Annotated in this window: 18 protein-coding genes; 5 read left to right on the forward strand and 13 right to left on the reverse strand. The window is 66.1% G+C overall.

Features of this window, described 5'->3' with window-relative positions; genetic code table 11:
* Positions 1–4: 4 nt before the first annotated feature.
* A complete protein-coding gene (locus AC2FNY_RS04925) occupies positions 5–193 on the reverse strand; it encodes a hypothetical protein (RefSeq protein WP_234137429.1) in 189 nt (62 codons plus the stop codon).
* A 144-nt stretch (positions 194–337) separates the two neighbouring features.
* Between AC2FNY_RS04925 and AC2FNY_RS04930 the strand changes: the two genes are divergently transcribed.
* Positions 338–1366 (forward strand): LacI family DNA-binding transcriptional regulator, encoded by a 1029-nt coding sequence (locus AC2FNY_RS04930; RefSeq protein WP_496801799.1) that lies wholly within the window; start codon positions 338–340, stop codon positions 1364–1366.
* Positions 1367–1375: 9 nt separating this feature from the next.
* Here the strand turns inward: AC2FNY_RS04930 and AC2FNY_RS04935 are convergent, their stop codons facing one another.
* Positions 1376–4594 carry a reductive dehalogenase gene (locus AC2FNY_RS04935; protein ID WP_496801800.1) on the reverse strand — a complete coding sequence of 1073 codons (3219 nt, stop codon included), beginning with the start codon at positions 4592–4594 and terminating at the stop codon, positions 1376–1378.
* 75 nt (positions 4595–4669) lie between these two features.
* Between AC2FNY_RS04935 and AC2FNY_RS04940 the strand changes: the two genes are divergently transcribed.
* Entirely contained in the window at positions 4670–5581 is a 912-nt protein-coding gene (locus AC2FNY_RS04940) for a LysR family transcriptional regulator (protein WP_234142820.1), read from the forward strand.
* Here AC2FNY_RS04940 and AC2FNY_RS04945 read toward each other — a convergent pair.
* Genes AC2FNY_RS04945 through AC2FNY_RS04960 form a run of 4 tightly spaced genes read right to left on the reverse strand, consistent with a single transcriptional unit; the run spans position 5575 to position 11339 of the window.
* Positions 5575–6852 (reverse strand): NAD(P)/FAD-dependent oxidoreductase, encoded by a 1278-nt coding sequence (locus AC2FNY_RS04945; protein WP_496801801.1) that lies wholly within the window; start codon positions 6850–6852, stop codon positions 5575–5577. The genes AC2FNY_RS04940 and AC2FNY_RS04945 overlap by 7 nt on opposite strands.
* 43 nt (positions 6853–6895) lie before the next feature.
* The gene (locus tag AC2FNY_RS04950; RefSeq protein ID WP_496801802.1) at positions 6896–7933 is read right to left on the reverse strand and encodes an ACP S-malonyltransferase; all 1038 of its coding nucleotides are present in this window, start codon (positions 7931–7933) and stop codon (positions 6896–6898) included.
* Complete coding sequence (locus AC2FNY_RS04955) at positions 7930–10122, reverse strand: dehydrogenase E1 component subunit alpha/beta (protein WP_496801803.1); 2193 nt, start codon at positions 10120–10122, stop codon at positions 7930–7932. Before AC2FNY_RS04955 ends, AC2FNY_RS04950 begins: the two co-directional genes overlap by 4 nt.
* Positions 10123–10160: 38 nt before the next feature.
* Positions 10161–11339, reverse strand: coding sequence for a pyridoxal phosphate-dependent aminotransferase (locus AC2FNY_RS04960; protein WP_496801804.1), 1179 nt, complete (start codon positions 11337–11339; stop codon positions 10161–10163).
* Between the two features lie 81 nt (positions 11340–11420).
* On the opposite strand from AC2FNY_RS04960, the gene AC2FNY_RS04965 reads away from it, so the two are divergent.
* On the forward strand, positions 11421–12302 hold the full coding sequence (locus AC2FNY_RS04965) for a LysR substrate-binding domain-containing protein (protein WP_496801805.1): 882 nt from the start codon (positions 11421–11423) through the stop codon (positions 12300–12302).
* A gap of 182 nt (positions 12303–12484) precedes the next feature.
* Here the strand turns inward: AC2FNY_RS04965 and AC2FNY_RS04970 are convergent, their stop codons facing one another.
* The 6 genes from AC2FNY_RS04970 to AC2FNY_RS04995 form a co-directional block, all read right to left on the reverse strand.
* The gene (locus AC2FNY_RS04970; RefSeq protein WP_496801806.1) at positions 12485–13642 is read right to left on the reverse strand and encodes an acyl-CoA dehydrogenase family protein; all 1158 of its coding nucleotides are present in this window, start codon (positions 13640–13642) and stop codon (positions 12485–12487) included.
* Between the two features lie 104 nt (positions 13643–13746).
* Positions 13747–14538: a TIGR03084 family metal-binding protein gene (locus AC2FNY_RS04975; protein WP_496801807.1), complete on the reverse strand. Its 792-nt coding sequence runs from the start codon at positions 14536–14538 to the stop codon at positions 13747–13749.
* A 2-nt stretch (positions 14539–14540) separates the two neighbouring features.
* Positions 14541–15671: an NAD(P)H-dependent flavin oxidoreductase gene (locus tag AC2FNY_RS04980; protein WP_496801808.1), complete on the reverse strand. Its 1131-nt coding sequence runs from the start codon at positions 15669–15671 to the stop codon at positions 14541–14543.
* Positions 15668–17647, reverse strand: a complete 1980-nt coding sequence (locus AC2FNY_RS04985; RefSeq protein ID WP_496801809.1) for an ATP-binding protein — start codon at positions 17645–17647, stop codon at positions 15668–15670. Before AC2FNY_RS04985 ends, AC2FNY_RS04980 begins: the two co-directional genes overlap by 4 nt.
* Positions 17648–17649: 2 nt before the next feature.
* On the reverse strand, positions 17650–19269 hold the full coding sequence (locus tag AC2FNY_RS04990; protein ID WP_496801810.1) for an acyl-CoA carboxylase subunit beta: 1620 nt from the start codon (positions 19267–19269) through the stop codon (positions 17650–17652).
* Positions 19270–19281: 12 nt separating this feature from the next.
* Entirely contained in the window at positions 19282–21045 is a 1764-nt protein-coding gene (locus AC2FNY_RS04995) for an acyclic terpene utilization AtuA family protein (RefSeq protein ID WP_496801811.1), read from the reverse strand.
* A gap of 113 nt (positions 21046–21158) precedes the next feature.
* Here AC2FNY_RS04995 and AC2FNY_RS05000 point away from each other — a divergent pair, with 113 nt between their 5' ends.
* Positions 21159–21788, forward strand: coding sequence for a TetR/AcrR family transcriptional regulator (locus AC2FNY_RS05000; RefSeq protein WP_234137417.1), 630 nt, complete (start codon positions 21159–21161; stop codon positions 21786–21788).
* Entirely contained in the window at positions 21785–22942 is a 1158-nt protein-coding gene (locus AC2FNY_RS05005; RefSeq protein WP_496801812.1) for an acyl-CoA dehydrogenase family protein, read from the forward strand. The genes AC2FNY_RS05000 and AC2FNY_RS05005 overlap by 4 nt, the downstream gene beginning before the upstream one ends.
* A 95-nt stretch (positions 22943–23037) precedes the next feature.
* Here AC2FNY_RS05005 and AC2FNY_RS05010 read toward each other — a convergent pair whose 3' ends face one another.
* Entirely contained in the window at positions 23038–26037 is a 3000-nt protein-coding gene (locus AC2FNY_RS05010) for a cyclic nucleotide-binding domain-containing protein (protein WP_496801813.1), read from the reverse strand.
* Positions 26038–26145 lie beyond the last annotated feature (108 nt).

Consider the following 26145-nt stretch of genomic DNA (forward strand, 5'->3'; position numbering starts at 1 on the left):
CAGATCAGGGCCGCTGGTTTGTCTTGCTCTTCGCTGCGGCTTCCCGTTGCAGAATGGCCACCACAAACGCGATTGCAGCGGCGAACAGAACCAGCATTTCACCAACATCCCCCAGCATCGGCCCGACCCCGACAGAGCCAAGGCCCACATTCAGGGCAAACAGGGCAAAGAGTGCGGCCGAGATCAAAAGCATCGGGTCCTCCGGATGGGTAAAAACACGATTCGCCCTAGCAATGTAAGCGCTTACATTTGACGATGCAAGCGCTTACACGCTATGCTGTTCCCAGCGGATGGGATATCGGACCCTACCGCCCTCAACCCGATGGAACCGCTCAGCATGACCGCGCCGCCAACCGAACGCACCCCGACCCTGGCCGATGTGGCCCGGCGCGCGGGCGTGTCGACGGCAACGGTTTCGCGCTGTCTGAACACGCCTGACCGGGTCATCGAGGAGACCCGCAACCGGGTTTTGCAGGCGGTGCGCGACCTTGGATATTCGCCCAATTTCGGCGCCCGCGCCCTGGCCGCGAAACGCACCAACACCATCGGCGCCGTGATCCCGACCATGGAGAACGCGATCTTTGCCCGAGGTCTTCAGGCCTTTCAGGAGGAGTTGCGGCTTAAGGGGATCACGTTGCTGGTGGCCTCCTCTTCATATCGCGCCGAACTGGAGGAGGAGCAGATTCGCACCCTGGTGGCGCGCGGCGCCGACGGGTTGTTCCTGATCGGCGCCCATCGCGATCCGGCGCTCTACGACTTTCTCAACCGGCGCGGCATTCCGACCCTCGTGGCCTGGGTCCACGACCCGAATGCGCCGGTGCCCACGATCGGGTTCGACAACCATTCCGCAATGCTGGACCTTGCCCGACGGGTGATCGCGGACGGCCATCGCCATATCGGCGTGATCAGCGCCGAACAGGCGAGCAACGACCGCGCCCGCGCCCGGGTGGCCGCAATCCGCGCGGCCATGGACGAGGCGGGACTGGACCCCGACGCGCTGAGCCTTGTGGAAACCGCCTATGGTATCGACGAGGGCGCCGCCGCGTTCGAGGCCCTGATGCAGCGTACGCCCCGCCCGACCGTTGTGATGTGCGGCAATGACGTGCTGGCTGTCGGCGCCATGGGACGGGCCAAGGAGATGGGATATGACGTGCCGGGCGATGTCTCGATCACCGGCTTTGACGATATCGAACTGGCCAAGGTGTGCAGCCCGGGCCTGACCACCGTGCATGTTCCACATCGACAGATGGGTACCCGCGCTGCGCGTGCCCTGATCTCGATGGTGTCAGAGGGCACACCGGGACAGGGGCAGCGACTGGATACCCGCGTCGTTCTGCGCGGCTCGCTGGGGCCACCGCGCGCATAGGCCGCAAGCTTACAGGTCGATCTCGACCACCCCACCCGGTTCTGCCGCGCGGGATTGGCAGAGGATGATCGCGCCCTCGCGCTGTTTCCTGGACAGCACGAAATCGCGATGCTCGACCGCGCCCGCGATCAGCCCGCATTTGCAGACGCCGCAGATCCCGTCCGAACATTTGACGTCGATAGGGATCCCGTTCTCGTTCAACACCTGCGCGGCATCCTTGTCCGCGGGCACCGCGATTTCGCGCCCTGTCCGGGCGAGTTTCAGAGTGAAGGGGTGGTTTTCATACGCGGGCTGTTCGGGAACCGAGAAGTATTCCAGATGCCGCGCCTCTTCGGGGAAGCCTTGTCGTTCGGCGGCCTGCATCACCCCATCCATGAAACGCTCGGGACCGCAGGTATAAACGTGCCAGCCGGGCCGATACCCCGCCAGAACCGTATCCAGATCGGCGCGCGACCCCTCATCCGAGACATGCAACTGCACATGATGGGCCCAGGGGATCGCGCCAAGATCCTCGAGATATCCTGCGCTGGCGCGGCTGGGGACGGAATAATGCAGCTCGAAGTCGGCCCCCAGCGCGTGCAAGCGGTGGGCAAAGGCGATCATCGGGGTGATGCCGATGCCGCCGCCCATCAGGAATGTGCGCGTCGCGCGCTCCTCCAGTTCGAAGTGATTGATCGGTTTCGAGATGAATACCCGCCGGCCCGGCGTAAAGATGCGATGCATCAGCCTTGAGCCGCCCCGCCCCGCATCCTCGCGCAGCACCCCGATCTGATAGGTGGCGCGGTCCTCCGGGTCGCCCGACATCGAATACTGACGCAGGAACTCGGGCGCGACCAGAACGTCCAGATGCGCGCCCGCCGTCCATTCGGGCAGCGGCGCGCCGTCTGGGGCGGCAAACTCGTATTTGGTGATCTCAGCCGTCATCTTCTCGGCCCGCGTCACCTCGACCCGGATCACCGGCGCACTGTCCGCATCGGGTACGGTATAACGATGCACCATCGACCGGTCGCCAGATGCCAGCCGCGCCCGGTATTCGTCGGCGCTGATCATCTCCTGATAGGCGGCGATCCCCGCCTCACGGTCCATCGGAAACGGATAGGGCCAGGGATGCGGCGCCAGCGGCGCGGGATAGACAGCCAGTGTCTGATCCTCATATTTCAGGTCCAGATCCCGTTGCAGGCCGCGCCGGTTCACTGGCCTGGCGGTCGGGCGATAGGCGCCATCGGGCTGCAACTCGATATCCCACCACCATCTCTTGACCTCGTTCAGCCCACCATTGCCCAGCGCATCGTCGAGCCGCGCCAGCGCCGGGGCCGCCGCCGGGATCGTCATCGCCGCCCAGCGAAAGGGGCGTTCGGCAAACAACCCTTCGAGGTTCCACGGGCAGGTCTTCATGCAGCGCCCGCACATGGCGCCTCCCTGGGTGGTGATGCGATAGGTGGCGCATTTCTGACTGTCAGATTTCCAGATCTCGTAGCCGTTGAACATCCGCTTGGGCCCGGCGGTGATCGCCCCCGAGGGGCATTCGCGGGCGCATTTGTTGCAGGCCTCGCAGAACCGTTGCAGACCAAAGTCGATGGGCTTGTCATGGCTCATCGGCATGTCGGTGGTCACCGCACCCGATTTCAGGCGCGGGCCCAGGAACGGGTTCAGGATCACTTCGCCGATGCGGCTGACCTCGCCCAAACCCGACAGCAGCAGGAGCGGCGGTTGCAACACCTCGCCATCCATCACCGTATGGGCCTTGGCCTTGTAGCCCAGATTGCGGATCTGCTGCGCGATCACGCCCCCCAACAGCGAAAAGCGCAAGTAAGCGCGCATGGATTGCGCCACCGCGATCCAGTCGTCGCCGCTCGACCCTTCCATCGTCTCATAGCCCTGATCGACGATCATGCTGATCGCCTGATCATGCGGCGGGGTAATTGCCTCGCCGGTGGCGTCATGGCTGTACCAGGCCCAGGTCGGGCAGCGGCTGAGGCCGACGGCGTCGATGCCCAGGAAATAGCTCGCCGCCTTGAGGTTGGCGGCATTGCGGCGCGGATCGACCGGACGGGGCACATCGGCGCTGTCGCCATCCTGAAGCAGTACAAACGCCCCCAGCGCCCGCCGCTGGGCAAAGCTGGGCGCCGCCTTGCGCACGTAATGACCACCCTTGGCCCCCTCTTGCAGGGCCTTGCCCATATCGCCGAACTGGGCGCGGGCAAACATGTCGGCGCGTTTGGGAACACGGGCCACATTGGCCTCGTCGATATAGGTGGTGGGCGTCTCGACCCGGTGCAGCCGCTCGAACGGGTGAGCCCCGTCCACATAGCGCCGCCGGGCATAGGGGTCGCGGTTCAACGCGCTTTTGGCGAACCCCTTGCCCAGCCACCAGATCGGGCCTCGGGTGGCGGCCCAGGACTGCGCGGCCAGTGGCGTCAAGGGGCGGTCATGGGCCAGTTCCATTTCGGTGGTGACGGCAGCCAGACCAAAACGGCGCCCCAGCCAGGGCGCGGCCAGTTGCCCGCCTTCAAGCGTCACCAGCCCCGCCGCCAGCGCCAGCCGCCCCAGATCGACATCACTCGACATGGCGGTATGCGCCCGCGCGTCATAGCCCAGCAGGCGGATGTAATTGGCGATCACCACCGCGTTTTCGCTGGCAAGCAGACAGGCACGATGGTCCTGCGCGTCCCTTATCCACTCTGTTCCCGGTTCGTCCGCCTCGGGGTCGCGGTGATGTTCGTAGAGAAAGACAATCGCGTGCCGGTGCCCCTCGATCGGGCGTGGCGGCGCCTCCATGCTCTCCTTGAGGTCGGCCATGATCACGTCGATACCCGAGGCCAGCGTCTTGGTCTGCCGGGTCCGCAGCGCCTCGGCCAGCCGGTCGATATCGGGGTTGCGTCGGGGTGCCGGCAACAGCGCCCCGGCCGGCAAGGGTCCGCAACCCATCATCGAGGCATCGTTGAAATACCCAAAAGCTTTCAGATGGTTGGCGCGCTCCTGTGGATCGGAAGGGATCTCGGCGCGGGCCGGGTTGACCAGCCCGTCGCGGATCGCATCCAGCATCGCCTGAAACTCGCCCATCGCGTTGACGATGCTCTCGGGCTGCTCGGGCCGGTGAAAGCTGAGCACAGGCATTTGCGGAACGCCAGCCAGATCCGCCACGCCATCGCGCCGGGCGAGCCGCTCCAGCGGATAGGGACCCATATGAACGGGCCTATCGCGGTCCGAGAAAAAGCGAATACCCATCCGGCGCCTCCTGAATGCCCATCCGGCGTAGCGTGGAATGGACAGTAAAACCATTCATGTTTAGTCATAAATCTCATGAACAAATTCGATTTCACCGATCTCGATGGCAAGGTGCTGCGCTGCTTTCTGGTCATCCTCGAAGAAAGCTCGGTCTCGCGCGCGGCCGACCGGCTGGGCGTCACCCAATCGGCGGTCAGCCATACGCTGGCCAAGCTGCGCGCGGTGCTGGGTGATCCGCTGTTCGTACGCTCGGGCCAGGGGTTGACGCCCACCGAACGGGCACTGTCGCTACGCGAACCGGTGCAGCGGGTGCTGGACGGGATCAAGTCGCTGACCGATGCCCGCCCCTTTGACCCGCTGGGCGAAGCGATGCATTTCGACATCGCCGCCAACGACCTGCAACGCGAGCTGATCTTTCCCGAACTGTTGCACCGCGCCCGCTCCGAAGGAGTACGGCTGAGCCTTGGCTTCGTCCCCTCGGGCGTGCCCGATCCGGCCCTGTTGCGCAGCGACCGCTGCCAGCTGGTGCTGACGCCGCTGCCGCCGGATGGGCCCGATATCTATCAGCGGCACCTGTTCACCAGCCCGTTGCAAATCTACTATGACGCCAGTCATCGCAGCCCGCCCGACAGCTGGCAGAGCTATTGTGCCGCCGAACATGTCGAGGTGCGATTCAGCGACGGACGTAGCGCCAATGTGGTGATGCGCGGCGTGGATCAAAGCCAGATACGCCCACCCACGGTGATTTTGCCACATTTCGGCGCCATCCCCGCCTTTGTCAAAGGCAGCGACCTGATCTCGACCGATACCACGCTGATGAAACTGGGGCCGCTGGCGGCGCTGGATTGCGCGCCGCTGCCCTTTGCCTGCGATCCGGTGTCGATCTACATGGTCTGGCACGAACGCTCGACCGCGGATCCGGCACATCGCTGGCTGCGCGCCCGGGTCGAGGCAATCGCCGCCCGGCTGCAACGCGGCGCTCAGTAGCCCGCGCGCGCCCGGATCAGGTGCATCAGCGTGGCGCCGGTCTCCACATAGGCCTGTTGCAGGGTGGTCCAGCGCTCGGCATGGCGATCGATGGCGGGGATCGGCAGGTTGGTCTCGTCCCCGCTCAGCAGCGCCTCGGCCATGGCCTTGCCGAACAGGGTGCCCGGCCCGATGCCGCGCCCGGAATAGCCATGCGCCGCCAGCGCGCCGGGGCCGGGGCGGGTGATCTTGGGGATGTGATCGCCGGTCATCGCGATGCGCCCATGCCAGCCGGTGACCAGCGGTTGCCCTGACAAGGCGGGATAGAGCTGCGCCAGCTTGCGCCGCACCCAGGCCCGGTGGATGCCGCTGGCCGGATGGTCCAGCGCCCCCATGCCGCCGATGATCATCCGCCCCGCCCGGTCCAGCCGGAACGAGGTCATGATCAACCCGGTATCCCAACACCCCTCGCCGCCCGGCAGGATCGCGGCACGGATCTTCTCCGGCAGCGGATCGGTGGCATATTGGAAATAGTGCACCGGCACATGGGCGGGCTTTCGTCGGGCCAATCCCCGGTGATAGGCGTTGGTGGCCTGGATCAGCTTGCCCGCGCGGATGCTGCCACCGGGCGTGCGCACCTGCCAGACCCCGTCATTATGTTCCACCTCCAGCGCCGGACTTTGCCCGTGCAGCTGCGCCCCCGCCGCCTGCGCGGCACGGGCCAGCCCGCAGGCATAGGCCAGCGGCTGGATGGTGCCCGCGCGCGGATCAAAGAGCGCGCCGTGAAACGCGGCCGACCCGGTACGGCGCGCGGTCTCTGCGGCCGAGAGCAGTTCGACCGGCGCCCCGCTGGCGGTCAGTTGCGCGTGGCGGCGTTTCAGATCGGCGAGGCCCGAGAGGGAATGCGCGCAATGCAGCGTACCGCCCCGCACCGGCTCGCAGGCGATACCGTGCCGGTCGATCAGATCGAACACCATTCCCGGCGCCCCGGCCAGCAGCGCGATCAACCGGTCGCCCGCCCCGTTGCCCAGATGGGCGCGGATATCGTCGGGCGGCAGCCACAGGCCCGCATTGGCCAGTCCGACATTGCGGCCCGAGCCGCCATGGCCCGGCATCTCGGCCTCGACCAGCCGTACATCGGCGCCCTGCTCCGCGGCATGAAGCGCCGCCGACAGGCCCGTATAGCCGCCACCGATCACCACCAGATCGGCGGTGACATCCCCCGCCAGCGGCGGCGCGGTGACCTGCTCAGCCGAGGTCAGATGCCAGAGGTTGCGGGTATTGTCCGACATGGCCGGGTCTCGTCTGCAAGAGGGATATCTACGTCTTAGGCACTCAGACGGCGGTGACAAGTCCGCGTTGATCGTCGCGCCCCATCGCCACCAGCAAGGGCACCTCGGCTTGGCGCGCCTGAAACGTCGCCTTGTCGCTCATGCCACGCCAATCGGCCAGCACCAGCGACTGCGCCACCGCACCGCCAAGCGTGGCGCCGGGACCGGTGACGATGAACAGGTCGGGCGCAAATTCACGCGCGGCGGTCTGCACGGCGCGGGTGAAATCATAGGGCTCGGTCACCTGATGGCCCAGTGTATAGTCCCACAGCGCCCCGGTATCGGTGGCGCCCGGCCACCAGATCTTGCCGCGCCCGTCGATCATCGGGCGGGTGGGCTGGGTGAAGAGGCCCGCGCCCAGCCGTTGCCGCCCCTCGGCGGCAACCGGTGCCTGCAAGCGGGTGTGAAAGGCCGCGTGATTGGCCAGCCGCATCGGGAAGCGTTCCTGCGCCACCGGCTGCGCGGCCTCGAAGGCCGACAGCCCTGCCTCATTTCCGGCCAGCACCAGCATGCCGCCCAGTTCGATGGACAGCGCCAGGTCATGCCCCGGCATGGCGTCGATCCGCGCCACATCCGCCAGCAGCGCCGCCTTGCGCGCCGGGTCATTCGCCCAATCCTCACCGGTGAAGGGATAGACCAGCTGCCCGCCGATCAGCCGTTCCTGCATCAGCGTGCCCATGGTGTTGACCACCCGGAACCCGTTTTCCGGGCTCAGCGCCCCGGCGGCAGCCAGCGCGATATACCAGCCCATCGAATTGCCGGTGACAGCAACCACCTCGATATCCTCGGCCAGCGCCTGCGCATCACCCAGCGCGGCGGCATAGATCAGCGGCGAGGCCACATCGCCGCGCGAGTATTTTCCGACCGTATACCGCTCGGCCTCGTCCAGCGCGGTGACTGCCTCCTGCCCGGCCTCTGCGCGGATGGCGTCAAAGGCGCGGAACATGTCCATCCGGGCGCCGTGGTGGCGGTGCAGATAGCCCAGTTCCGGTTTGTTATAGGTACCCCGGCCGGGGCAGATCACGACAGCGGTACGGGTCATTTCGCAACTCCGGTCAGGGACAGTGCGGCGGCCACGATGCCGTCCTTGGACGGCAGCGGGGCAGCATAGGCCGGGCCGGTGGCAATGAAGCAATCCTCGGCCACCACGCGGGCGGTCGCGGGGGCGCGACTTTCTTCGCAGAAGAAAGTCATCAGCGCCTCGGACTGGCTGCCGGTGCGGCGGCATTCGTCGACGATCAGCACGTGTTTGCACCCTTGCGTGGCCGCGCGCAGCGCCTCGGCGGGCAGCGGCGCCAGCCAGCGCAGGTCGATGATCCGCGCCTTGATCCCTGCCGCCTCGATCTCGGGGAGCGCCTGTTTGGACAGGTAGTGCCCGTTGCCATAGGTGACGATGGCCAGATCGGTGCCATCGCCATGCACCCCGACCTCGCCCAGCGCGATGCGCCGGTCGGGCGAGGGATAGGTGGTCATCCAACCACCATCCTGCGCCCCGTGCAAATCGCGCATCGGGTAGAGCGCGATGGGTTCGAGGAACACCACCACCCGTTGCTCCTCGCGCGCCAGCCGCACGCATTCGCGCAGCATCTGCGCCGCATCCGCCCCGGTCGAGGGGCAGGCGATGATCACGCCGGGAATGTCGCGCAGCACCGCGAGCGAGTTGTCATTGTGGAAATGCCCACCGAACCCCTTTTGATACCCCAGCCCCGCGATGCGCAGCACCATCGGGTTCGAAAACTGCCCGTTCGAGAAGAACGGCAGCGTCGCGGCCTCGCCCCGGATCTGATCCTCGGCATTGTGCAGATAGGCGAGGAACTGGATCTCGGGGATCGGCAGGAACCCGTTATGGCCCATGCCGATGGCCAACCCCAGAATGGACTGCTCGTCCAACAGCGTGTCGATCATCCGGTCGGGGCCGAACCGTTGTTGCAGCTTCTGGGTCACGCCATAGACGCCCCCCTTGCGGCCCACATCCTCGCCCATGCAGACGATTTCGCCATGTTCCAGCATCAGATCGGTCAGCGCCCAGTTGATCAGGCGGCTCATCGGCTGCGGCTCGTCCATGGCGCGCAGGTCGCCACCAAATGTGGCTGCCCGCGCCTCGGCGCTGGGGCCATTGGTGGGTTTGCAGTCCCGTTTCGGCGGGATCAGGCTGGCTGCCACCTCACCCGCACTGGCAAGGTGCGGGCGGGTCGCGGCCTCGGCGGCAATGCGGTCGGTGCGCGCGCAGGTCTGTTCATAGATCGCCAGCGCCTCCTCCGGCGACAGCGCGCCGTCCTCGGCGAGCAGCCGCACGCTGTGCAGCAGCGGGTCCATGGCCTCCTCGGCCTCGACCTCGGCCCGGGTCAAATAGGTGGTCGGCACATCCGCCCCGGCATGACCATAGAGCCGCACGGTTTTCAGATGCAGGAAGGCCGGTTTGCGCCGGGTGCGGACATATTCGGCGGCCTCTTGCGCCACGGCATAGGTCTCGTAAATGTCCAGCCCGTTGGCCTGGAAATAGCGGATACCGGGCCGATGCTCCATCGAGGCTTGAATCCAGCCCTTGGGCGTCTTGGTCGAAATGCCGATCCCGTTATCCTCGCACACAAAGAGGAGCGGCAGCGGGATCGACTGCACGCTGGTCCAGCCCGCCGTGTTGATCGCGCCCTGCGCCGTGGAATGGTTGGCCGAGGCATCGCCAAAGGAACACATGGCAATCCCGTCCTCGGGCAATTGCCGGTGTTCGGGGGGGTGCCGCCGCGCCGCACCCAGGCTATAGGCCGCGCCCACCGCCTTGGGCAGGTGGCTGGCAATGGTCGAGGTCTGCGGCGGGATCATCAGCGCCTTGGACCCCAGCACCTTGTGCCGCCCGCCCGAGGTCGGGTCCTCCTTGGAACAGGCAAAGCTGAGCAGCATGTCCCAGGCGATCTGCTGCCCCGGCACCTGCTCCGCCCGCGCGATCTGGAACGCCGCATCGCGGTAATGCAGAAAGGCGATGTCGGTCGGGCGCAGGGCCTGCGCCACCGCCGCCATCCCCTCATGCCCCGACGACCCGATGGTATAGAACCCCTGCCCCGCTTTCTGCATGGCCCGGCTGGTCCGGTCAAGCGCACGGCTGAGCACCTGCGAGCGATAAAGAGACACCGCCTGCTCTCGCAACAGACCCGGGCGCGGTGGGACCCCGGCAGGCAGGTCGCCCGCCGCGACCCGGCTGAGGAAGTTTTCATGTACGATCTGGGCGCGGTCCATGGCTCGGCCTTCTTTTATGCTTGGGGCGATGCCCCTTGTTACAACGCGGCGGTGGCGCGGGCGATACGGGCAATCCCCTCTTCCAGACTCTGCCTCGCATAAGCGAAGGACAGGCGCAAATGCCCCGGCATGCCAAAGGCCCGCCCCGGCACCAGCGCCACCCCGGCATTGTCCAGCAGGTAATGGCAGAATTCATGATCGACCGGCATCTGCGCGGGTGTCTTCGGAAACACATAGAACGCGCCATCGGGCAGCGCACAATCCAGCCCCGCCGCGTTCAACCCCGCAACCACCAGATCGCGCCGCGACCGCATCTCGGCCCTCCGCTCGGCCAGCAGGTCCTGCGGCCCGGTCAGCGCCGCCAGCGCCGCCGCCTGCGCGATGGAGCAGGCGCCCGAGGTGATCTGCCCCTGTACCGCCACCATCGCCTTGATCAGCGGGGCCGGGCCGATACCCCATCCGATGCGCCAGCCGGTCATCGAATAGGCCTTGGACACCCCGTTCACGATCAGGGTGCGATCGGCCAGTTCTGGCACCGCCCGCACAAAGGGGGTGAAGGGCACATAGGCCAGATGTTGGTAAATCTCGTCCGAGATCACCCAGACATGCGGTTGACGCTCCAGCACCGCACCCAGCGCCTGCAACTCGGCCTGAGAATAGATGGCGCCGGTGGGGTTCGATGGCGTGTTGAGCAACAGCCAGCGCGTGCGGGGGGTGATCGCGGCCTCCAACTGCGCGGGCGTCAGCTTGAACCCCTGATCGCCCGGACAATCCAGCACCACCGGCACGCCGCCCGCCAGCCGCACCATATCGGCATAGCTGGTCCAGAAGGGCGCGGTGGTGATCACCTCGTCGTCCGGGTCGAGCGTGGCCAGGAACGCGCCCCCCAGCACCTGTTTGGCCCCGGTCGAAACGATCACATTGGCAGGCTCCACCCCCGCATCAGAGGCAATCGCCGCGCGCAGGGCAGGTGTACCCGCCGTGGCCGGATAGCGGGTCTGCCCCGCCAGCGCCGCCCCGTGCGCAGCCTCGATCACGTGATCCGGCGTCGGAAAGTCCGGCTCGCCGGTGCTGAGCGCAACAATATCGGCGCCGCCGGCCCGCAACTGCGCCGCGCGTTCCGAGATCTGCACGATCTCGGACAGCTCGATTCCATCAAGACGCCCTGCGCGCCGAAATCCAGATTCGCCGTATCCGTTCATCGCCTTCCCCACCATCAGGAGTTTCCCGCATTAGATCGCGCTGGATCATGCCAAAAACCAGTGATATTCCAGTCAAAAGGTATGAGGAAAACTCAAGTGATTGCCCCCCGCCGCTTCCTCCCCTCGATTTCCTCGCTGCTGGCTCTGGAGGCGGTCGACCGGCTGGGCAGCGCCTCGGCCGCCGCCGAGGAACTGGCCCTGACCCAAAGCGCGATCAGCCGGCAGCTGAAGACGATGGAAGAACAACTGGGCGTCAAATTGATCCAACGCGACCACGTGCGGCTCCACCTGACGCCTGCGGCACAGGAATATGTGCAGACCGCCCGCACCGCGCTGACCCAGCTGGCGCAGGCCTCGCTCAAGCTCAAGGCCAACCCGACCGGCGGCACGCTCAGCCTGTCGATCCTGCCTGCCTTCGGCATGCATTGGCTGGCGCCGCGATTGCAGGATTTCGCCCGCCGCCACCCGGAAGTGTCGGTCAATCTCAGCACCCGGCTGAAACCCTTCGACTTTGCCAGCGAACCCTTCGATGCAGCCATCCATTTCGGACGGCGCGACTGGGCCGGGGTCGACTATCTCAAGATCATGCGCGAGGAGGTTTTGCCGGTCTGCGCGCCTGACTTGCGACAATCCACCAACGATCCTGGCTGGCTGCGCACGGCTCCGCTTTTGCATCTCGACACCCGCCCGGATGCCTGGGAACGCTGGTTCGCGGCCCATGGCCTTGCGGCGCCGGGGCTGCGCGGCATGCTGTTCGACCAGTTCTCGACCATGATCCCGGCAGTGGCCAACGGGCTGGGCGTGGCGCTCTTGCCAAGCTATCTGGTTGAATATGATCTGGCCCGGGGCCGGTTGGTCACTGCCCATGACGGGCCCGCCATAAGCCTGGGGAGCTATTACCTGGTCTGGCCAAAGGAACGCATGATCGCGCCGCCGCTCGACTCGTTCCGAGTATGGCTGCAAGAGGCATTTACTTAAGAACAGGGGCGCTGCCCCTCTTGCCCTGCGGGCAATTCACCCCGGAGTATTTCCGACCAGAAAGAAGCGCAAATCCGGCTCTGGCTTCTTTCTGGTTGCAAATACTCCAGGGAGTTTGAGGGACAGCGTCCCTCAACAAAGGATCGAGCGCGCCGCAGGCGCACGATTTGATTGCGAACGGGTCAGACGTCCATGGAGCGGGCGATCAGTTCCTTCATCACCTCGTTGGTGCCGCCATAGATCATCTGCACCCGCGCATCGGCATAGAGCCGCGCGATCGGGTATTCCATCATGAAGCCATAGCCGCCGAACAGTTGCAGGCATTCATGCATGATCTCGTTCTGCGCCTCGGAGCCGTAGTATTTCACCATCGAGGCCGTGGTGGCGTCGAGCTGCCCGGCCTCCAGCCGCGCGATGCAGTCGTTGACAAAGCTGCGCAGCACCTCGGCCTTGGTCTTGCATTCGGCCAGCTTGAACCGGGTATTCTGGAAATCCATCACCCGCTGGCCGAATGCCTTGCGCTCCTGCACGTATTTCACCGTCTCGGAGAGAGCAAAGTCGATAGCGCCCAGCGCCATGATGCCGATGGTCAGGCGTTCCCAGGGCAGCTGTTTCATCAGCTGGTAGAACCCATGCCCTTCTTCCGGTCCGATCAGGTTGGTCATCGGCACCTTGACGTCTTCAAAGAACAGTTCGGCGGTGTCGTTGGCCTTCATCCCCAGTTTCTTGAGGTTGCGGCCGCGGCGGAAGCCTTCGGCGCCTTCGGTTTCAAGCGCGATCAGCGACACGCCCTTGGACCCCAACGTCTTGTCGGTCTTGGCCACCACGATGATCAGATCGGCGGTCTGGCCGTTGGTAATGAATATCTTTGAGCCGTTGATCCGATACGAATTGCCGTCTTTCTCGGCGGTGGTGCGCACCGCCTGCAGGTCCGAGCCGGTGCCCGGTTCGGTCATCGCGATGGCGCCCACCATCTCGCCCGAGGCGAGCTTCGGCAACCATTTGGCCTTTTGTTCCTCGCTGCCATAGGCGGTGATGTAGTGCGTGACGATCGACTGGATGCCATAGCCCCAGCCCGCATCCCCGCGCGAGGTCTGTTCATAGATGGTGACCGCGTCGAACCCCATGCCGCCACCGACGCCGCCGAACTCCTCTGGGATGGCACCCGCCATCAGCCCGGTCTCACCCGCCTTGCGCCAGAAATCGCGGTCAACCACACCATTGTCGACCCAGGTTTCGATGTTGGGAACCAGTTCGTCATCAAGGAACCGGCCCGCCGCTTCGGCGAACATGCGGTGTTCGTCGGTGACCCAGGCGGCCGTGCTGCTGAAAAGGGACATGACATTCTCCAATTTGCGTTTGCGCCGAAATTACGCGCGCACCCGATTCCCGCCAATCCGGGTGACGCGGCGTTTCGGCGGCGCTACGCTACGTCCTTTTCCACTCAGCCCGCGACGCGGTGGCGCGCGCCCTTGGCGGGCGGGGTTTCCGGCCCGCCCGCGAAACATTGCGCGATGGCCATCCATTCGGTGGCAACCGGGCCTTCGACCACCAGCGAAGTGTCCGCGATGTTGCGGGTCTGGGCCACCACCTGGGCAAACTCGACCGCCGGGCCGGCGATCCGGTTCGCGCCCGGGTCGCCGAAGTCCCACAGAGCGCCCGAGGGGGCGGTCAGCTCCAGCCGGGGCATCATCTCGGGCTGCGGGCGGCCATGTACCTTGAATGACCAGCCAAAGGTGTTCACCCCCAGCACCACGATATTCCTGATCCTGTCGGTCTCGGCCCGGGTGGCTCCAAGACAGTCGAACACTTCCTGCCCATGGGCCCAGGTTTCCATCTGCCGCGCGGTGATGGACGAGCGCGCCGACATTTCGGGACCGACCCATTGCAGCCGCTGCTTGGGGTCAAGCGCCGACCAGCGGTCCGCCATATCCGCATATTGCGCGGCCCAGGCGGCGCGCAGATCGGCGCCGCGTTCGGTGACCATCGCGTTTTCGGTGGCGCGAAAGCCGTCGCGCCCGATACCCGCAAGGGTCTCGGCGGCGCGGGCCTGAAAGGCGGCCGGGTCGGTCAGCGACAGATCCGCCATCCGGTTCCAGAAATGCAGGTGCACCAGCACGTCGTTCAGGGTCCAGCCCTTGAACTGGGTGGGACGGTCCCAATCGGCGCCGCGCATCCCGTCCAGTACCGCGTCCAGCGCCTGGCACTCGGCCAGAAAATCGCCTGCCTGTTCCATCCTCAATCCTCCAATGTCGTCATCAGCCGCTCGGTCGCGGCGAGGTAGTCGCGTTTGAATTCCTGCACCACTTCGGCGGCGGAAGTGGTCTGGGTCATTAGCCCGACCCCCTGCCCGACCCAATAGGTGGCCAGGTCGGCAGCACCCGCATGGCCGCGCTGGGCCAACGCCTCGATCCGGGCCAGCGCCGGTTCGGCCACCAGCGATTGCAGCGGCATCGGCAACGGCGCGGGGCCTTCGGCCTCCCACGCATCGGTCCAGGCCGATTTCAGCTGGCGCGAGGTCTTGCCCGTGCGCGAGCGCGAGCGCACCGTATCCGATGACGAGGCCGCCAGCATCTTGTCCTTGACCACCTGGCTGGGCTCGCCCTCGGCGGTGGTCAGCCAGACCGAGCCGCACCAGGCCCCTGCCGCGCCCATGGCCATCGCCGCCGCCATCTGTCGGCCGGTCACGATGCCACCCGCCGCCAGAACCGGGGTTTCGCCCGCGACCGAGACCACCTCGGGCACCAGCACCATGGTCGAGACCTCGCCGCAATGGCCGCCCGCTTCGCCCCCGGCGGCGACCAGAATGTCGACCCCGGCGGCGACCTGCCGCTGGGCGTGCTGTTTCGACCCCACCAGCGCCGCCACCGGCACCCCCGCCGCACGGGCGCGGTCCAGCATGATCTGCGGCGGCGTGCCCAGCGCGTTTGCAATCAGCCGAATGGGAAAGGAAAAAGCCACATCCAGCATCGCCTCAGCCCCCGCACTATCGAGGTTGCGCGAGATATGCAGCAGCGCGCGGCGGCGCTCGTCCAGATCGTCGGCCCCCACGCCTGCCCGCTCAAGCACCTGTTCGGCAAAGGCCAGATGCTCGGCGGGCAGCCCCGCCAGCAACTGATCGTCATCCGGCCCGCTGCCCCCCTGCCGCTGGATCGAGGTCGGCACGATCAGGTCCACCCCATAGGGCTTGCCGCCACAATGGGCATCGATCCATTCCAGCTCGGTCCTGAGCTGTTCGGGCGTATAGAGCACGGCGCCGAACACGCCCATGCCGCCCGCCCGGCTGACGGCGGCCACCACGTCGCGGCAATGGCTGAAGGCAAAGAGCGGAAACTCGATCCCCAGTTTGCGGCACAGGTCGGAATTCATGCGCTCTCTTCCTCTTCGATCTCGAACATCACATCGCCCGCCGCCAGTTGCGCGCCGGGTGCCACATGTTGCCGGGTCACCCGACCAGCGACCGGGGCAGTGATCTGGTGCTGCATCTTCATCGCCTCAAGCACCGCAAGCGTCTGGCCCTTGGCAACCTCGCCTCCCTCGGCCACCGACACCGACTGCACCAGACCGGGCATCGGCGCGGTGACGCGGCCACCGCCCAGCGCCTCGGCATCGGGCGCGCCGGGACGCTGGCGGCGCAGGGTCAGTCGCTGTGCGCCAGATGCCATGTACACCGTATCGCCCGCCACATGCGCCAGCAGGTCATGGGTCTCGCCACCCAGCCGCGCCCGCAGACCGTCGCCCCGCTGGTCCAGCTCGATTTCGAACTGCGCGTCCGCAACGCCGATCCGCCAGCCGCCCGGACCGGCGCCCGCGGTGCAGTCAAAGACCTGCCCGCCGGTCTCGACCCGCAGGCTGCGCGGCAGGACCGGGGCGCTGGTCCAACCCAGAAGCTCGGGCGGGATCGGACCGGCAACCGCCAGCGCCGCGTCGCGGTCATGCTGCATCAGCACTGCCACCATCAGCGCCACCGCGCGAGGCTCGGCTGTGCCCGCGCCATAACCCTCGGGATAGCTGCGCGCCAACAGGCCCGTGGTCGCGCGGCCCTCGGCAAATTCGGGCAGTGCCAGCAGATCGGCCAGAAAGGCGCTGTTGGTCGCGGTGCCCAGCAGCACCGTATCGGCCACCGCGCGCGCAAGCCGGGCCAGCGCCACCGCGCGGCTAGGGCCATGGGCGATGATCTTGGCCAGCATCGGGTCGTAATGGGGCGCGATCTGCTGCCCCTGCGCGATGCCCGCATCGACACGCAGACCCGCCCCGTCAGCCGGGCGCCAGCGCAGGACAGGCCCGATGGCGGGCAAGAAGCCCGCCGCCGGATCCTCGGCATAAAGCCGGACCTCGATCGCGTGGCCGTCGATGCGCAGATCGTCCTGCGGCAGCGGCAGCGGATCGCCCTGCGCCACCTGCAATTGCAGCGCCACCAGATCGAGGCCGGTGACCATCTCGGTCACCGGGTGTTCGACCTGAAGCCGGGTGTTCATTTCGAGGAAATAGAAGTTGCCCGACGCGTCCAGCAGGAACTCGACCGTACCAGCGCCGCGATACTCCACCGCACGGGCGGCGGCCACGGCGGCGGCGCCCATCTCTGCGCGCAGATCGGGTGTCATCACCGGGCAGGGCGCCTCTTCGATCACCTTCTGGTGGCGGCGCTGGACCGAGCAGTCCCGCTCGCCCAGATGGATCACCGCACCATGGGCATCGCCAAAGACCTGAAACTCCACATGACGCGGTTCGACGATGGCGCGTTCCAGGATCAACTCGTCCGATCCGAAGGCGCCCAATGCCTCGGCCCGCGCGCGGGCCAGCGCCTCGGTCAGGGTGTCGGAACTCTGCACCAGCCGCATGCCGCGCCCGCCGCCGCCAGCCGCGGCCTTGACCATCAGCGGATAGCCGATCTGTTCGGCCTCGCGCGCCAGCGCGGCATCGGATTGATCGGCCCCCTGATAGCCCGACACGCAAGGAACCCCGGCGGCCAGCATCAACCGCTTGGCCTCGGCCTTGTTGCCCATCGCCTCGATCGCCGCCGCGTCCGGCCCGACAAAGACCAGCCCCGCCGCCGCCACGGCGCGGGCAAACCCGGCGTTCTCGGACAGGAACCCATAGCCGGGATGGATGGCCCCGGCGCCGCTTTGCCGGGCGGCATCAAGGATGCGCTCGACATTCAGATAGCTGTCGCCCACCGGCCCCTCGCCGATCCAGACCGCGTGATCGGCCAGCGCCACATGCGGCGCCCCGGCATCGGCGCTGGTGTAGACGGCCACGGTGCGCAGCCCCATCTCGCGGGCGGTGCGGATGATCCGCGCCGCGATTTCGCCCCGGTTGGCAATCAGCAGAGTGTCAAATCGCATCGTCAGAACCTCGCCACCCCGTATGAGCCGGGCTTGACCCGGCGTGCCCGCGCCTCGCGACAGGTGTGCAGGCAGAAGCCCAGCACCCGCCGGGTGTCGCGCGGGTCGATCACCCCGTGATCCAGACAGCGCCCCGAGGTATAGAACGCATCCGACTGGCGGTCGAAATGCGCCGCGATCATCGCCGATTGCTTGGCCAGCCGCGCCTCGTCGAGTTCCTGCCCCTTGCGGGCGGCCCCGGCGCGGGCGACCATGGCCATGGTCCCCGCCGCCTGCTCGCCCCCCATCACACCGGTGGTGGCGTTGGGCCAGGCAAACAGGAAATCGGGCTCGTAGGCATAACCGGACATGCCGTAATTGCCCGCCCCAAAGCTGGCGCCGACATAGAGCGTGATGCGCGGCACATCGACCGAGGTGACCGCCTGGATCATCTTGGCGCCATGCTTGATCATGCCGGCCTGTTCATAGGCCGTGCCGACCATGTAACCGGTCGTGTTGTTGAGAAAGATCAACGGCGTATCGGATTGCCCGCAAAGCTGGATGAACTGCGCCGCCTTGGTGGCGCCATCGGGGTCGATCGGGCCGTTATTGCCGATGATGCCCACCGCGATCCCGTGGATCGCCGCCTGCAGGCAGACGGTCGAGACACCATAGCGCGGCTTGAAGTCCTGAAAGATCCCGCCATCCACCACCCGCGCCGCCAGTTCGCGCATGTCATAGGGCACCCGGTAATCGACCGGGACCAGCCCGGCCAGGTCCTCGGGGTCGAGCGGCGGCGCGATCTCGGCGGGCGTGGGCCGTGCGGGCAGCGACTTGTTCCAGTCGAGCGCGGCAACCACCTGACGGGCGATTTCGATCCCGTGGGCGTCATCCTCGGCCAGGTATTCCACCAGCCCGCTGGTCTGGGCATGCATCTCGGACCCGCCCAGATCGCGATCATTGGCGTGCTCGCCGGTGGCGGCATGCACCAGCGCCGCCCCCGCCAGCGCCGCCATCCCGTTCTTGCGCACGCCCACCACATAATCGGCCAGACCGGGCATATAGGCGCCCCCTGCGGTCGAGGGGCCATGCAACACCGCGATATTGGGAATGCCCGCCGCCGACAGCCGGGCAAGGTTGCGAAACAGCTTGCCGCCATGGGCCCACAGCTCGACCCGGTATTCCATCAGATTGGCGCCCGCGCTTTCGACAAGGTGCAGGAAGGGAAGACGCTGTTTCAGCGCCACCTCCTGCGCGCTGAGAAAGGCGGCGGCCGTCATCTCGGTCATGGCACCGGCCTTGATGCCGCTGTCATCGACCACCACCATGCAGCGCACGCCCGAGACAAAGCCGATACCGATAATGACCGAGGCCCCGGGAACCGAGGTTTCGGGATCGGCGCTGTCGACCATGTATCCCGCGAGGCTGTGCAGTTGCACGAAAGGCAGACCCGGGTCCAGCAGCCGCGCCAGACGGTCGCGCGGGGTGATCTGGCCGCGCGCCTCCATCCGGGCGCGCCGCTCCTCGCTGAGCGCCATGGGCCGCGCCTCGAGCGCACGGAGCCGATCCACCAGCGCCAGCATATCGGCGCGGTTGCGGCGATAGCTGTCGCTGTCCTTGTCGAGCTGGCTGAAAAAACGCATGGTCCCTCTGCCTTAGTTCTTTGCGATCAACCCGACCGGAACAGGTACCGGCAGGGACAGAAGCTCTTGGGCAAAAGCCTTGCCCTGGGCATCGTTTCTGAGGCTGGCCACTCCGCCACCGCCCAGCGCCCCTGTCAGCACGATATTCATGGCATGACAGCCCGGCAGATAGAAACGCTGGATTTGGGCGGGAGATTTTTCGTCGAAAAAACTCATCACCGCCTCGGTCGACAGGGCCGCCCAGATATAGGGCATGTATTCGGGACGGCGGGCCAGCACGCCGATATTGGCGCTGTCGCCCTTGTCGCCGGAGCGGGCCCAGGCCAGCGCTTCAAGTGGCCGCGCCTCCAGCTCAAATTCCATATCCGGCGGCGGCGGACAGGGGGCTGGTGTCGCCTCAACCTCGCGCAGCGGCTGTTCGGGTGGATCGAAGGACAGTTCTCCCCCGTCCAGCACGACGCGGCATCGCACCGCCTCAGCCGGGATCAGGCAGGAGAACAGCGCCACCACCGGCGAGGGCCGGGGTCGCCCGGCACCGGTAAAGAAATGCAGGCCTGGAGGTGTCGCCAGCGCCGCGCCCACAAGTTCCTTGAGAAACAGACCCACCGCGCGTGCATCGTCATGGCGTACCGCCGCCTTGAACGCGATCTCTTCGGGCGCATCCGGGGTCGGGCGCCCGCCAAAGGCCTCGAACGAGACCTCGCGATAGTCTGGCGCGCCCAGCGCCGCCAGCCGCGCCCGCGCCCGGTCAAGCCCGGCCTGGGCAAAGGCCTGCGCCTTGGCCCGCGCGTCGCGCCCGGTCATCTGGAACACCATGCCGCCGCGATAGCCATCGGCCCAGGTGACCGAGACCTTGAGCCGCCCGGTCGGCGCCCGCCCGCGCGCACCGCTGACCCGCACCCGGTCCGGCCCCACCTGTTCCAACGTCACGCCCGAGAAATCGCAGACCACATCGGGCAGCAGATAGGCGCGCGGATCGCCGATCTCGTACAGCATCTGTTCGCCGACCGTAGCCGGGGTCACCAGCCCGCTGCTGCCCTCGGGCTTGGTCAGGACAAAACCGCCATCGGCGGCGACCTCGGCGATGGGATAGCCGATCCGCGCCAGATCGCCCGCCGCCTCCCAATCGGTGAAATTGCCCCCGGTCGCCTGCGGACCACATTCCAGCAGATGCCCGGCCAGCGACCCCGCCGCCAGCCGGTCATGATCGGACAGGTCCCAGCCAAAGCGGTGCACACAGGCCGCCAGTGTCAGGGCGCTGTCGGCACAGCGCCCAGTCAGCACGATATCCGCCCCCGCCCGCAACGCCGCCACCACCGGCGCCGCGCCCAGATAGGCGTTCATCGAGGCGATCCGCTCGGGCGGTGGCATGGCAGCGCCAGTGAACATCTCGGTGCATGCGGCAAACTCCGAGGCGCGCGCCAGCAGATCGTCGCCGGTCACCACCGCCACCCGCAGGGACAACCCCGCCGCCGCGATCCGCTCTCTCAGCGCCTCTGCGCAGGCCTCGGGGTTCACCCCGCCGGCATTCGACAGCACCCGCACCCCTTGCCTGGCAATGGCCTTCAGGTTCGGTCCCATCGCCTCGGTCACGAAATCGGTGGCATAGCCCTGATCCGGATCCTTCAGCCGCGCGCGCGCCATGATCGACATGGTGATCTCGGCCAGGTAGTCATAAACCAGCACATCGACCCCGGCCGCGAGAAGCTGTGCCGTCGCATGCGGCGCCTCACCCCAGAAACCGCAGGCCCCGCCGATCCTCAACGCTGCAGTCACGCGACGTTCTCTCCCCTGGCTTTCGGCAGCCACTTTACAGACCGCCCGTTCTGTTTTTAAGCTGCCTCCCGAGACCCTCGCGGTCAATCGAAATAAGTGTGACGTGACGGCAGATGCCCGAGACCCTGAAACCGACCCCGCAAGACCGGCGATCCCGATCGACCCAGGCCAAGGTGATCCGGGCCACCATCGCCTGTCTGGATAGGCTGGGCTATGCCGAGACCACCTTTGCCCGCATTCAGGAGCGGGCGGGCGTGTCGCGTGGCGCGATCACCCATCACTTTCCAACCCGGCAGGCGCTGGTCGCGGCCACTGCGATGGAATTGCTGGCACGCGCGCTCGACCCGGTCGAACGCCGCGCCGCGCAGGCCGCCAGCCCCGAACCGGTGCGCGATCTGATCACCCGGGCCTGGGGTCAGGTGGTGAACGCCGCCGGGGGGCGGGCAATGGTCGAGATTCTGGTGGCCTGCCGCACCGATGCCGAGCTTTATCGCCTGCTAGAAACCCGCCTGCACGACTGGGACCGGCAAAGCCGCGCCTCGGTCGCGCGCGCCTATATCGGGGCGGACCCGGCGCCGGACGACGCCGAACTCTTGTGGAGCATGACCCGGAACTTTCTGCGCGGTCTGGTCCTGCACGAACGTTTCGTCACCGACCCTGCCTATCTGGCGCGGATGGTGGAGCGGTTCGCCGGGATGATGGAAAGCCAGTTGACCCCCCTGCCCGCAAAGGATGCGCCATGACCTGCCCCTCTCCCTTCATGACGCCCGAGCGTCAGGCCTTTCGCGACACGCTTGCAGCGTTTTTCGCCACCGAGGTCACCCCGCATGTGGAGGAGTGGGAGGCCGCACAGGCCGTGCCCTGGGAACTGCACCAGAAACTGGGCGAACTGGGCGTGTTCGGCTTTGGCATCCCCGAGGAATATGGCGGACTGGGGTTCGACGACGCCTTCATGCGCTGCGACTACGCCGAACTGGCCTTTGGCTGCGGTGCCTCGGGGGTGGCCGCGGCGGTCGGTGGTCGGATGATCTCGCTGGGCCCGATGGTCCGGTTCGCGCCCGAAGCATTCCGGCAAAACGTCCTGCCCCGGATCGTCAGGGGCGAGATGAACTCGGCGCTCGCAATCACCGAGCCTGGGGGCGGGTCTGATGTGGCCAATCTGAGCACGCGGGCGGAGCGGGCGGCGGGTGGCTGGGTGCTGAATGGTGCCAAGGCCTATATCACCGGGGGGATGGACGCGCAGTGGTACGTGGTCGGCGCCCGCACCGGCGGACCGGGCCTGGGCGGCATCTCGCTGTTCCTGATCGAGGCGGATACGCCCGGCTTTTCGCGCACCCCGCTGGGGGGCAAGATGGGGTGGCATTGTTCGACCCAGGCCATGCTGCATTTCGACGATTGCCACGTGCCCGAGACGGCGCTGATCGGCCCCGAGAACAAGGGCTTCCTGGCGATCATGAACAACTTCAACCACGAGCGGCTGGCGATGGTGGCCGGTAGCCTTGGCATGATGCGGGTCTGCTATCGTTCCGCGCTTGACTGGGCGCGTGAGCGTCGGACCTTTGGCCAGCGGTTGATCGAACATCAGGTCATCGCCCATAAATTCGCCGAAATGTCAGCGCGGATAGATATGATCGAGGCCTATCTGGAGCGGATTTGCTGGGCGATGAACCAGGGGCTGATGCCTGCGGCCGAGATCGCCAAAGCCAAGGTGCAGGCGACCAAGGCGCTGGAATTCGTGGCCTCGGAAGGAATGCAGATCTTCGGCGGCGCCGGGTATCTGACCGGAAACCCGGTCGAACGGGTCTGGCGCGAGGTCAAGGTGATGGCGATCGGCGGTGGCTCCGAAGAAATCCTGCGCGATCTTGCGGTCCGTCAAATGGGCCTTGCCGGTCAGTAGGGGCACGGAATTTTGCAAAAATTCCGTTCTGGAAAACGAGGTTTTCCAAGCCGTTTTCCGTCGCGGAAAACGGCTCCTGCCGCACGCGCACCGTGTCAGTTCGAGACGTAGCCCGCCACCACCTGCAACAGTTTGAACGCGGTCGCGGCATCGTTCTCGACCACTGCCAGGAACTCTTCCTCGCCGATGCGCAAACAGGTGATGTCGGTGGCCGCCACCATGCTCAGCGCGCGCGGCTCCTTGCGGATCAGGCCCAATTCGCCCACAAGGCGGCCTGGCCCGACAGTCACGATCAACTGATCCTCCTGCCCCTCGCGCGGCAGGTATAGCCCGGCCTCGCCCTCGATCATCATATAGGCACCATCGGTGGGTTGATCGTCCTTCAGGAACACCACCTCGCCCGCCTTGGCCGAGTACCAGCGCGCACCAAAGGCAAGCAGCCGCAGCTGCCGCCGATCGAGACCGGAAAACAGCGGCGTCTGCTCCAGCGTGCGGACCTTGCGGCTGAGATCGGCCGAGGCGACGCTGTCCTCTTCCTCCTGTTTTTTCGGCACTTCCTCGGTCACGATCCGGCCTTGCTGGACCTCGATATAGAGGTCGAAAACGTCCGGATTCTCGAACGCATCGTTAAGATAGATCAATGTCGTCTCGGGCAGCAACGCGCGAAGATTGCGGTACACAGCGATTTGGGTCTGCATATCATAACTTGCCAGCGCCCGGTCGAGCAGCAGGATGTCGGGCTTCTTGATTGTCGCGCGGGTAAAGGCCAGCGGTTCTGCAAAAATCGCCGGCACATTCTGCCCACCCAGCGTGACGGGCAGATCATAGATCAGCTGGATCACCAGAGGTCGCAGGCCATGTTCGTCCAGCACCTCGGCGATCATCTTGCGCAATTCGTCCGACCGCGCCCCGCCCACCTCGCTTACCTTGCCGAACAGCGCATTCTCCAGCACGTTCAGTCCCGGAGCAAAGGCGTCGGGGTCGAGCGGGGCAAAAACATCGTCCAGACTGCGCATCAGCTCGGCCGAGTGGCTCTTGCGCAGTTCCAAGATGCGCGCCTTGATCTCGTCGGAGAAGGCCGGGCCGATCTGGTCTGCCGAGATCCGGAACGGCACCGCAAGCAGGCTGGCCAGTTGCGCATCCTCCAGCGCCCGAGCGCCGTCGTCGCGGGTCTTTTCCACCAGTTCCAATGCGGTCTCGTAGGTGCGTACATCCAGATTCAGCTTGCGGAACAGCGGGTGGTCGGTGCCGTCCAGCCCGAAGATCTGGCGCAGCATGTCGATCACGTCCTGGGTCAGGCGCACCAGCGGCTCGTCCAGCCCGATCTGACGGATCTGGGCCAGAAAATCGGTCTGACCGGCCAGAACCTCGGGCGTGAAGGCCGCGCGCGGGGTGGCAAAAAGCAGGTTTTCGGCCACCGGCAGCGCCGGGTTGTACTGGCCGGGGTCAAAGAAATGCGCCTGCCCGGCAAGCCCCGCGCGCTCTGCCGCCTCCTGAATGACCGGCCGCAGCGCCACCAGCCGCGCCGCCAGTTCGGGGTGATCGGCCTCGGCAAAGACCTGCTCGGCGCCGCGACGATAGAGTGCCGCACCCGAACCCAGCCCCTCGACCAGCTTCAGCCACCAGTCGCGCAGCGCACGGGCATCATCGAAGCCAGCGAGGCCCGGCTCCAGCCAGTCACTGTGATAGGGATCGGCGCTGTTGCCCGCACGCAAGGTTTCGGCGTGAAAGCCCGGCTCGCCGCTGTCACCCTGAGGGCGCACCCGGACCGGCATCGTCACGTTTTCCCCGAAGGTGCCCTGGAACAGCACCGGGCGCGAGGTTGCATGGCCGATCCTTGAGGCCACCACCATCTGGTGCAGATCCGACAGTCCGACCTCGCCGATCCGTACCTGTCCGCTGGCCGGCAATACCTCACGCGTGAGCAGTTCGGACAGGGCGCGGCGATCCTCTTCGCTGCTGGCGGCGATACCGATCACCTTGCCGCCCGGCAGGGTCAGGTCGAGATCGTCCAGCACCAGATTGCCATCGGCATCACGGACCGAAACCTTGTCGAGCACGATATCGCCGGTCAGGCGCGGGCGCTCTTCGGGGAAACCGCTGAACTTGTCTTCGTCGATCATACCCGGCGGCGCGAACCGGTCCAGGATCACCTCCCAGCGCAGCGACATGTCCTGTGTCTGATTGTAGTAGGTCAGCAACTCTTTCCAGGGGCTCGACAAATCCTTGTACGCTGCAAGCGCCGCCACCAGCGCCCCCAGTGACACGCTGCCCTGCAACACCAGATAGCCGCCGATCGAATAGAACAGGAAGGGAGTCAGCTGCCCGATGAAGTTGTTCACGAACTTCATGAAGAACTTTTTCTGGTAGATGTCGAAGCGGATGCTGAACAGCCGCCCCAGCTGATAGCTGATCATCGACATCCGCCAGGGCCAGCCGGCATTGGATCGCAGCGTCGCCGCGCCGGCCGCGTTTTCGCCGATCTGCGCGGCGAGAACGCGCACCTCCTGGATACGCTTCTTGTTGAGCAGGTTGATCTGGCGCTGCATGCGCGGGATCAGCCAGGCCTGAAGCGGGATCAGCGCGACGGCAGCCAGCCCGAACCACGGGCTTTGCAGGAAAAGAAAGGACAGGATCGTGATCATCTGCCCGGCCTGCAAGACCGGCTGGCTGATCGCATCGCCCATCAACCCGCCCATCGGCTCGCTTTCGGCGGTGATCATCGACACCAGCTCACCTTGGCTGACACGCTCGAAATAGGGCTGTGGAAACCGCAGCGCCCGAGTGATCAGCAGATAGCGGAACCGGCGCAACATCCGTTCGGACATAACGCCTTTCATCGTGTTGATCCGCATTTTCATCAGCCCATGCGCAGTGACCGAGATCAGGAAGGCAGCGCAGAGGATGGCCAGGTAGGTTACCTGGTCAAAGGTGAAGCCCCAAACCTCGATGGTGGAACTGGCGGCGCCGATAGCGTCGTTGATAATGCGTTTGGGAAGCTCCAACGTGAGGTAGAGCAGCGGAAACAGCGTCGCCGTCACCATCAGCAGGATCAGCTGATCGCGTCTGGAGTACTTCCAGATAAAACGGAACAAAGTGCGTTCTATGGCTCCGACCCCCAAATCGGACTTGTACTGTTTGACCGTCACCAAAAGGCGGCGCCCCAGTTCGAAGCTATCGCGGCCTAATACGGCCTGGCAATC

The sequence above is a fragment of the Ruegeria sp. BHSC223 genome, from assembly GCF_059613025.1.

Bases quoted from the DNA above. Each gene is read 5' to 3' on its own strand.
- AC2FNY_RS04930 (WP_496801799.1), top strand. From the start codon at position 338: ATGACCGCGCCGCCAACCGAACGCACCCCGACCCTGGCCGATGTGGCC.
- AC2FNY_RS04940 (WP_234142820.1), top strand. From the start codon at position 4,670: ATGAACAAATTCGATTTCACCGATCTCGATGGCAAGGTGCTGCGCTGC.
- AC2FNY_RS04925 (WP_234137429.1), bottom strand. From the start codon at position 193: ATGCTTTTGATCTCGGCCGCACTCTTTGCCCTGTTTGCCCTGAATGTG.
- AC2FNY_RS04975 (WP_496801807.1), bottom strand. From the start codon at position 14,538: ATGGAACAGGCAGGCGATTTTCTGGCCGAGTGCCAGGCGCTGGACGCG.
- AC2FNY_RS04990 (WP_496801810.1), bottom strand. From the start codon at position 19,269: ATGCGTTTTTTCAGCCAGCTCGACAAGGACAGCGACAGCTATCGCCGC.
- AC2FNY_RS05000 (WP_234137417.1), top strand. From the start codon at position 21,159: ATGCCCGAGACCCTGAAACCGACCCCGCAAGACCGGCGATCCCGATCG.
- AC2FNY_RS04980 (WP_496801808.1), bottom strand. From the start codon at position 15,671: ATGAATTCCGACCTGTGCCGCAAACTGGGGATCGAGTTTCCGCTCTTT.
- AC2FNY_RS04960 (WP_496801804.1), bottom strand. From the start codon at position 11,339: ATGGTGGGGAAGGCGATGAACGGATACGGCGAATCTGGATTTCGGCGC.
- AC2FNY_RS04950 (WP_496801802.1), bottom strand. From the start codon at position 7,933: ATGACCCGTACCGCTGTCGTGATCTGCCCCGGCCGGGGTACCTATAAC.
- AC2FNY_RS04970 (WP_496801806.1), bottom strand. From the start codon at position 13,642: ATGTCCCTTTTCAGCAGCACGGCCGCCTGGGTCACCGACGAACACCGC.
- AC2FNY_RS04935 (WP_496801800.1), bottom strand. From the start codon at position 4,594: ATGGGTATTCGCTTTTTCTCGGACCGCGATAGGCCCGTTCATATGGGT.
- AC2FNY_RS04955 (WP_496801803.1), bottom strand. From the start codon at position 10,122: ATGGACCGCGCCCAGATCGTACATGAAAACTTCCTCAGCCGGGTCGCG.
- AC2FNY_RS04985 (WP_496801809.1), bottom strand. From the start codon at position 17,647: ATGCGATTTGACACTCTGCTGATTGCCAACCGGGGCGAAATCGCGGCG.
- AC2FNY_RS04945 (WP_496801801.1), bottom strand. From the start codon at position 6,852: ATGTCGGACAATACCCGCAACCTCTGGCATCTGACCTCGGCTGAGCAG.
- AC2FNY_RS05005 (WP_496801812.1), top strand. From the start codon at position 21,785: ATGACCTGCCCCTCTCCCTTCATGACGCCCGAGCGTCAGGCCTTTCGC.